This is a genomic window from Iodobacter sp., from assembly GCF_025352645.1.
Classification (GTDB): Bacteria; Pseudomonadota; Gammaproteobacteria; order Burkholderiales; family Chitinibacteraceae; genus Iodobacter.
Genome location: NZ_JANXSO010000154.1, coordinates 1 through 8214 on the forward strand (window position 1 = coordinate 1; position 8214 = coordinate 8214).

The following is an 8214-nucleotide window of genomic DNA, read 5'->3' on the forward strand; positions in this document are numbered from 1 at the left end:
CAGCGCACTGGCCTGCCAAGTTTGCACCGCTTCCAAGCTAAGATCAGATCGATGAATACCCATACTACAGCTCCAAAGATAAAAAGCGCAGCATGCCAGAGTTAATCGAAAAATTGCTGTGGTACGGCTGAGTGCTTACGCTTGACCGGCTCCGCCTCCACCTGAAAATCAATCCCTGCCTCTTCCAAAAACCACGCTTCTATTTTTGTATGCCATACCCGCAACAAATCCAAAGGGCGGCGCTTGTAATGGCGTTCGGATATCGCACTAGGCTTGTGCCCCATAATCTGCGCTACCACGCCAGTAGGTGCTTCTGTCCACTCTGAAAGAGTATTAAACGAGCGGCGCAAACCATGCAGCGTGAGGTGTGGCAGGTCAGCGGCAAGCAAAGCGCGGCGATGGGGCGCGGTCGGTTCGACGAGCTGCCCTGACTCAGACGAAGGGCTAGAAAATACCCATTCGTTACGGCGTAACAGTCCCAACAACAGACTTTTATAATATGGCGTAAGCGGGATAGTGCGCTCACCTTCCACCTTGTCTCGAATGGTTAAACTGTTCCATTCAAAATTAACGTCATCCCAGCGCAAACTACCCAGCTCCCGACGACGTGCACCAGTCAGCAACAAGCCTTGCAGATAGGCCGATGCACAAGGGTTATTCAAACCACGCACCGCAGCAAACCAGCGTGATAGCTGCTCCTTTTGCAAGCAATCCCCTTCCTTAGTCCTGCCCCTTGGTAGCTCGTCTTTCACCTGCTTGGCTTTACACGCACCAACAGGAACAATGGCCGCAAGGTCTTCTTGTGAATCGCACCAATTAACAAACACAGAGAGTAGCCGGTAAGACAGTGCGGCCTGTGCTGGACGCTTAGCCGCTTCCACTTCAAGCCATGCGGCAATGCGCTTTCCACTTAGCGCGGAAAGCTTTACGTGCAATAGCGCGGCCAGCGCTCCCGCCTCTGTTAAACCCTTACCCCGTAGCTTAACTTCTCCACCCTCATGCACGGCGCGAACGTGGTCACGGATATGTAATGCTGACCACTTAGCCCGACGTGCAGCAACGTAGCGCGGCCACACCATCCCTAGCGTCAACTTGCCGCGCTCTATCTTGCTCGCTTTAACCTGTGCGGCCTCCAGCCTATCGGCCTTTTCTTGTCGTGGGTCTTTGCCGTTGTCGATGTCAGTTTGTAACTCTCGCGCCTTCTTTCTAGCCTCGTCTAAAGTCCACGCCCTTACATCGCCTATCGTGGTGCGTATCGACTTACCATCTAGTTTTGCTTGATGCACATAGGACTTAGTGCCCGTCGCCATGACGCGAACACCTAGCCCATCGGTATCCACATCCCAATGGAACACTTGTGTTTTACCTTCCTTACAATGGAGTGCCAGAACACGCGGCGCGGTAAACTTAATCTTGCTCATAAACAGCCCCTTCTGATTCCATGTAACCGCTATGTAACCGAATTTTGTCCATTTGCATCAATATCAATCATAGGACTAATGTAACCAGAAATCCATACAAGCCTTTAAATATAAGGCTTTATCTTGTTTTTTCGTACTTTGGTCAAACCCAATAAATAGCCATTTAGCCGGATTGTGATTCCTGTTGTCGTGGGTTCGAGCCCCATCAGCCACCCCAGTAAGAAAGCAAAAAGCCCATCCGCAAGGTTGGGCTTTTTGCTTTCTGACACTTTACTCCCCTATGCTTGCTGTATTTATCTAGCATTAGCCCTGTACTTCCCCTAGGATGCTGCTCATTCCCGTATCAAGAGCCCCCCCCTGTGAAGCTTCTTTTCGGCCTTATTTCTTTTTTTATTGCCACATCGATCTGGGCTGCGGCACCTAAGCAGCCTTTTTATCAGCTCAATGCTAGCCAATTGGCAGTGGTGGTGAATCGCAATGACCCACAATCGGCCGAAATCGCGCGTTATTACCTCGAAAAACATGGCCTAAAGCCTGAGCAAATTTTTGAAATTAGCCTGCCTATTGATCGAACATGGATCAGTGAAGGGGAGTTAGCCGTTGCAAAGGCAGAGCTAGATGCAGCTTTGCCCGCTCATATTCAGGCCTTAGCTCTTGCTTGGACTAAGCCTTACCGCGTGAATTGCCTTGGCATTACCTATGCATTTACCATCGGCTATAAAGAAGGGCTTTGCCAAGATGGCGGTAAGCCAACACCTGCTTCTGCTTACTTTAATCACGCCAGTACCCAGCCATTTACGGATTTAAAAATTCGCCCCAGCATGATGCTGGCAGCCCCAAACATAGCGGAAGCTAAAAAATTAATTGATCGCGGTGTAGAAGCTTGGGGCAGTTTCCCAGCAGGCACAGCTTATTATTTAACCACCAGCGACAAAACGCGTAGTGTGCGAGCGCCGCTTTTTCCTCCAACACAAACCGTGGCCCGCCCGCCGATTAGGATTGAAAACTTAAATAGCGATGCCATCACCAATAAAAAAGACGTGCTGATTTATCAAACGGGACTCACTAAAGTGGATAAATTAGAAACCCTGCGCTTTGTGCCTGGCGCACTGGCCGATCATTTAACTTCTTTTGGTGGCATGCTGACCGATAGCAGCCAAATGAGCAGCTTAAAATGGCTAGAAGCCGGTGCAACCGCCAGCTATGGCACGGTAAGCGAGCCCTATTCTTATCCACAAAAATTCCCCAACCCAGTGGTGCTGCTCTATCACTACTTGGCAGGGGCGACGGCGGTAGAGGCTTACTGGAAAAGCGTAGAGTGGCCTGCGCAAGGGGTATTTATTGGCGATCCGCTGGCCGCACCTTTTCGCAGCCTTAGCCCAAGAAAGCAATAATGACTGGGCGAGTACGGCCCCACTCGCTCAATACCCCAATCATCAACATTTGCGCAGAGAAAGCTTAGCTACCCGATAAATTCAAAAGCCTTATAATCAGCCAGCGATTATTTGAGGCTATATAAGATATGCATACCTTTTACTGGCACGATTACGAAACCTTTGGTATTAACCCGCGCCGTGATCGGCCTAGCCAATTTGCCGGTATCCGCACCGATGCCGAGTTAAACGAGATCGGTGCGCCGCTGATGCAATATTGCAAGCCTGCTCCCGACTATCTACCCGATCCTGAATCCTGCCTACTCACGGGGATTACCCCGCAGCACTGCTTAGAAAACGGCGTGAATGAGCATGAGTTTGCCGCCCGCATCGAGGCCGAACTCGCCTCCCCTAACACCGTAAGCCTAGGCTATAACAGCATTCGTTTTGACGATGAAGTCACCCGCTTTATGTTCTGGCGTAATCTGATTGAGCCTTACTCGCGCGAATGGCAAAACGATTGCTCGCGTTGGGATTTGCTGGATGTCGTACGCACTTGCTATGCACTGCGCCCCGAAGGAGTGAATTGGCCAAAACATGAAGATGGCCGCCCTTCTTTCAAACTAGAGCACTTAACTCAAGCCAACGGCATTAGCCATGAAGCCGCGCACGATGCCTTATCCGATGTGCGCGCCACCATTGCATTGGCAAGGCTGATTAAACAAAGCCAGCCCAAGCTATTCGATTTTTGCTTCTCGCTGCGCAAAAAAGACAAAGTGCTAGAGCAGATTGGCCTACGTAGCCATTCAGAAGAAGCACGGCCCTTTTTGCATATTAGCGGCATGTTTCCAGCAGATCGCGGCTGCATCACCATCGTCTGGCCACTGGCCATGCATCCTAGTAATAAAAATGAAATCATCGTCTGGGATTTGGCCTTTGATCCAGCCGAGCTATTTACCCTAGACGCCGACACCATCCGCCAGCGCATGTTCAGCAAAAGCACTGATCTGCCCGAAGGCGTGACCCGCCTGCCCGTAAAAAGCATTCATATTAATAAATCACCCATCGTGATTGGCAATCTCAAAACCTTAAGTAACGATCGCGCAAAGCACTGGAATATCGATGTAGAGCAAGCACTGGAACACGCCAAAATCGCCGCTGCTGCCCCCGATATGGCCGCTATTTGGCTGCAGGTATTTACGAGCGAGCACGCAAGCAGCGATGTAGATGAAGACTTATACGGCGGCTTTGTTGGCAATAACGATAAGCGCTTGTTGGCCAAACTGCGCCATTTTAGTGGCGATGAGCTAGCCCGTGAAAAGGTGAGCTTTGAAGACAGCCGCCTTGAAGAAATATTCTTTCGCTATCGTGCCAGAAACTTCCCAGAGAGCCTCTCCCCTACAGAGCTACGCCGCTGGGAGCAACACCGTGCAGCCAAATTATTTGATGGCGCAGGCGGCGCACGCACGCTAGAAGTATTTGGCGACAAGATTGATGAGCTTTCGGATCATATTGATGACAGCCAAGCCGGATTACTAGCGACGCTGTTTGATTACGCCGAAAGCATAATGCCGGATGAGGAGTAGGCTTGACCCAATTGCCCCCTCTCCCTCGGCCCCTCTCCCACAAGGGGAGAGGGGGGGAAATCAAGCTATCTCACTCAATGGTAGTGTATGTTTAAAAGCCCCTCCCCCATTTTGGGAGAGGGGTTGGGGAAAGGGTCGAAGGCTTGGGCTCGGGGCCAAGGCCGCACTCATTCATGCAACAAGCACCACAACTGCTCCAAAACAGCCTCAGGCTGCTGATCCCATTCATTATTCCAAACTCTTAACACCCGATAACCTTGGCTTTTTAAGCAAGCATCACGCTCAGCATCATTGCTTGCAGCACTTGCATGCTGGCTGCCATCCAACTCAATAATGACTTTAACTTGCATGCACGCAAAATCGACGATATAACGCCCAATCACTTGCTGACGGCGAAATTTAAATCCAGCCAAACGCCCTGCTCGCAGATGTTGCCATAGGCTTTGTTCAAACGGCGTCGCTTGTACGCGTAATTGTCTGGCCCGATCTCGCATCAGTTTACTGATCACTTCATTCTCCCTGCAGCGCGCACGGCTTTGCTGTAATAATATAGCAAGGATTAAACTTACTCTGTCCTATAGCCACGGCCTGCCTGTTCAATGACTCCAATCTCCCGCCGCCACTTCCTTACCCTCGCCGCCAGCAGCTCCCTTGTGGCCTGTGGCCGTGTGCCGGATTTTTCTCGCTTCACACGCTGGGGTTTGCCGATTCAGCTATATATGCCTGGGATGGCCGAGGGGCACCGATTACGACAGCCAGATTTTCCTGCTCCCAGCACTGAAATCAGTACCGATGTCCTTATTTTGGGCAGCGGCGTAGCAGGGCTGGGTGCAGCATGGCAGTTAGCTAAAAGCCACACAGAATTTCTGCTCATAGATGGGCCAGAGTTTGGTGGTAATGCGGCAGAAGGCCAGCTTGGCGGGCTAGCCTATCCGCGTGGCGCGCACTATTTACCGCTGCCGTCCAAGGAATCTAGCCATGTGCGCGAGCTACTAGCCGAAATGGGCGTGATTGAGCATGGTGATCTTAGCGATGCTCCTCACTTTAATGAAGCCGTACTGGTGCACTCCCCCGAAGACAGGCTATATATCAATGGCCAATGGCAAGATGGCGTGGTGCCGCAGCATGGTATTTCCAAAGAAGAAGCTCAACAAACCGAACGCTTTTTTGCCCTTACAGAGCGGCTAAAAATCAGCCTAGGCGCAGATAAAAAACGCCTCTTTGCCGTGCCGCTGGTTTTATCCAGCACGGATCCAACTTGGCGAGCGCTGGATAAGCAAAACTTTGCCGACTGGCTGGCCGCCGAGCATTACACCGCCCCCAGCCTGCTGTGGTATCTGAATTACTGCTGCCGCGATGATTACGGTAGCGATCTAGCCCACACCTCGGCATGGGCAGGGCTACATTATTTTGCCAGCCGCAACGGCCACGCCGCCAATGCCAATAATGGTGCCGTACTTACTTGGCCCAATGGGCTCTATCCGCTCATTAACTATATGGCGGCAACCATCCCTGCAGGCCAACGTCAATCGGGCATGGCTTACCAGGTAAGCGAAACCAAAGCGGGCATAGAAGCACTCATTTTTAATACTAAAACTGGGCAATCGCAGCGTATCAAGGCCAAAAAAGTCATTATGGCGATGCCACTGCACGTCGCACAAAAGCTACTGCCTTTAGCCCAATATGGGTGTTTGCCTGAGCATATGCCGGAACACGCACCTTGGTTAGTCAGCAATTTTTTACTCGATCACTTTCCAGTAGAATCCAACTCCGAAGCACTGGCATGGGATAATGTGCGCTACCAAGGCAAGGGGTTAGGCTATGTCGTGGCCAGCCATCAGCTAATCCGCGCGGCCAAACCTGCGCAGACGGTATTTACCGCCTATCACGCACTATCAGACCTTACACCCAGGGCAGCAAGGCAATGGCTGCAGCACGCCAGCAGCGACGAGCTTTACGAATTAGCCGCCAGTGATTTACGCCATGTTTACGGCTGGCGCTGGCGACAATCCATTAAAAGTATCGAGATCACCCTGCGTGGCCACGCTATGGCAACGCCCTCGCCGGGGTTTTTAAGTAATCAGGGGCTAGCAGCCTTACGCACACAACACGGCAAGGTTTTATTTGCTCATTCAGACCTGTCAGGCTTATCAATCTTTGAAGAAGCTTTATGGTGGGGCTGCCGAGCTGCTAAGCTAGCGCTAGGAGATTCAATATCATGATGAACGGTTTATTACTTATTCTTATTCTTATTTTAATTAGTGCTTTTTTTTCTGTTTCAGAAATTGCTCTTGCTGCATCGCGTAAACACAAATTGCAACAAATGAGCGAAGAAGGCGACAAGCGCGCCGATCTGGTGCTCGCCTTGCAAGAGCGACCGGGGGATTTCTTTACCGTGGTGCAAGTTGGCGTGAATGCCGTGGCTATTTTGGGCGGTATTTTTGGTGAGCCCACGTTTTCACCAGTTTTTAAAGCGCTGTTACTGCAGCTGGGTATCTCGGTCGAGCTTTCCCAGACCTTGGGCTTTTTAATGTCTTTTACGTTGGTTACCAGCTTATTTATTCAATTTGCCGATTTAATCCCTAAAAGAGTCGGCATGGCTGTACCCGAAGCCACTGCAGTAAAAGTGGTTGCACCCATTTTATTTTGCATCTTTTTATTACGCCCGCTGGTATTTATTTTTGATGGTATTGCCAATATTATTTTTAATGCCTTTCAGCTGCCCGCCGTGCGCCGCGATGAAATCACCACCGATGATATTGTAGCAATGGCCGATGCGGGCGCAATGGCCGGCACGGTAAGGCGTAAAGAGCATAATCTAATTGAAAATGTATTTGAATTAGAAACCCGCACCGTCACATCGGTGATGACTGCCCGTGAAAGTGTGATTTTCTTTTCATTAACGGATACAGAAGAAAACATCCGCGCCAGAATGCTGGCCGACCCTCATTCTAAATTTCTACTTTGTGAAAACAGCATAGACAGCGTATTTGCCTATATCGACGCCAAAGATATCTTGCAATTAGTGCTTAAAGGCGGCGAAATAAATCTGCTAGAAGGCTTAAAACAATGTGGCAATCGTAAATTACTGACTATTCCTGATACGCTTTCTTTATCTGAAGTATTAGAGCAATTTAAAGAAGCACGTGAAGACTTTGCCGTTATTTTGAATGAATATGCATTGGTGGTTGGCATTATCACGCTTAATGATGTCACCATTCAATTAATGGGTAGCATGGTGGATCCTGGTGCCGATCAAATTGTGCGCCGCGACGAAAGCTCTTGGCTGGTTGATGGCGTAACACCGATTGAAGATGTGAAAAAAGCGTTAGATATTGATGAATTAAAAGACGAGGAAAACTACGAAACCATCGCTGGTTTTATGATGTATATGCTCAAACGCATTCCTAAAAAAGCCGAGCTATTGATTTTTGGTGATTATAAGTTTGAAGTGGTGGATATTGATAATTTCCGTATTGACCAGCTGCTGGTTACACGAATTACTCCGCAAAAAAAATCCGAAGAAGCGTAAAAACCATTAGGAAAACGTAACCTGATTATGTCTCTTGCTCAGTTAATCTCCCACGCGGGCAAGGCTTAGCTATGAGTAATGCATGTAGCATTCGTGGAATTAGGGCGCACAAATCAAAACGCCGATTAAATCGGTACTGCATTTCTGCCAAATAGCGACCCGCATATTTACTGTATTTGAATGCATGGTAAGTGCCAGATTGCGCCGTTTTTAAATTCCCAAGCATCACATTGAGCCATTTAAATGCGTCAATTTCCGTTCCGGCCTTGCCTTTGGGGGCTTGGACTACCAAATGCTTAAAC

7 protein-coding genes are annotated in these 8214 nt (G+C 49.6%); 4 read left to right on the forward strand and 3 right to left on the reverse strand.

Translation table 11 applies throughout. From position 1 onward, the window contains the following. Nucleotides 1-101: 101 nt before the first annotated feature. A complete protein-coding gene (locus Q0R17_RS17285) occupies nucleotides 102-1421 on the reverse strand; it encodes an integrase family protein (protein WP_293937236.1) in 1320 nt (439 codons plus the stop codon). Between the two features lie 359 nt (nucleotides 1422-1780). Here Q0R17_RS17285 and Q0R17_RS17290 point away from each other — a divergent pair, with 359 nt between their 5' ends. Both Q0R17_RS17290 and sbcB read left to right on the forward strand, forming a co-directional pair. Further along, the gene (locus tag Q0R17_RS17290; RefSeq protein WP_293937238.1) at nucleotides 1781-2815 is read left to right on the forward strand and encodes a TIGR03790 family protein; all 1035 of its coding nucleotides are present in this window, start codon (nucleotides 1781-1783) and stop codon (nucleotides 2813-2815) included. 128 nt (nucleotides 2816-2943) lie between these two features. Next, nucleotides 2944-4380 carry an exodeoxyribonuclease I gene (gene sbcB, locus Q0R17_RS17295; protein ID WP_293937240.1) on the forward strand — a complete coding sequence of 479 codons (1437 nt, stop codon included), beginning with the start codon at nucleotides 2944-2946 and terminating at the stop codon, nucleotides 4378-4380. 167 nt (nucleotides 4381-4547) lie between these two features. On the opposite strand, the gene Q0R17_RS17300 is transcribed toward sbcB, so the two are convergent. Beyond that, the gene (locus tag Q0R17_RS17300) at nucleotides 4548-4874 is read right to left on the reverse strand and encodes an endonuclease domain-containing protein (protein ID WP_293937251.1); all 327 of its coding nucleotides are present in this window, start codon (nucleotides 4872-4874) and stop codon (nucleotides 4548-4550) included. 105 nt (nucleotides 4875-4979) lie between these two features. Here Q0R17_RS17300 and Q0R17_RS17305 point away from each other — a divergent pair, with 105 nt between their 5' ends. Together Q0R17_RS17305 and Q0R17_RS17310 are read left to right on the forward strand one after the other, a co-directional pair. Next, complete coding sequence (locus tag Q0R17_RS17305; RefSeq protein ID WP_293937242.1) at nucleotides 4980-6602, forward strand: NAD(P)/FAD-dependent oxidoreductase; 1623 nt, start codon at nucleotides 4980-4982, stop codon at nucleotides 6600-6602. Next, nucleotides 6599-7912, forward strand: a complete 1314-nt coding sequence (locus tag Q0R17_RS17310) for a hemolysin family protein (protein WP_293937245.1) — start codon at nucleotides 6599-6601, stop codon at nucleotides 7910-7912. Before Q0R17_RS17305 ends, Q0R17_RS17310 begins: the two co-directional genes overlap by 4 nt. Nucleotides 7913-7937: 25 nt before the next feature. Here Q0R17_RS17310 and Q0R17_RS17315 read toward each other — a convergent pair. Then, a partial coding sequence (locus tag Q0R17_RS17315) for a transposase (RefSeq protein WP_293937248.1) occupies nucleotides 7938-8214 on the reverse strand: 277 nt, incomplete at its 5' end.

What these genes read in the sequence shown, in the direction of transcription:
- Q0R17_RS17285 (WP_293937236.1), bottom strand. Translation starts at nt 1,421, where the DNA reads ATGAGCAAGATTAAGTTTACCGCGCCGCGTGTTCTGGCACTCCATTGT.
- sbcB (WP_293937240.1), top strand. Translation starts at nt 2,944, where the DNA reads ATGCATACCTTTTACTGGCACGATTACGAAACCTTTGGTATTAACCCG.
- Q0R17_RS17300 (WP_293937251.1), bottom strand. Translation starts at nt 4,874, where the DNA reads ATGCGAGATCGGGCCAGACAATTACGCGTACAAGCGACGCCGTTTGAA.
- Q0R17_RS17305 (WP_293937242.1), top strand. Translation starts at nt 4,980, where the DNA reads ATGACTCCAATCTCCCGCCGCCACTTCCTTACCCTCGCCGCCAGCAGC.
- Q0R17_RS17310 (WP_293937245.1), top strand. Translation starts at nt 6,599, where the DNA reads ATGATGAACGGTTTATTACTTATTCTTATTCTTATTTTAATTAGTGCT.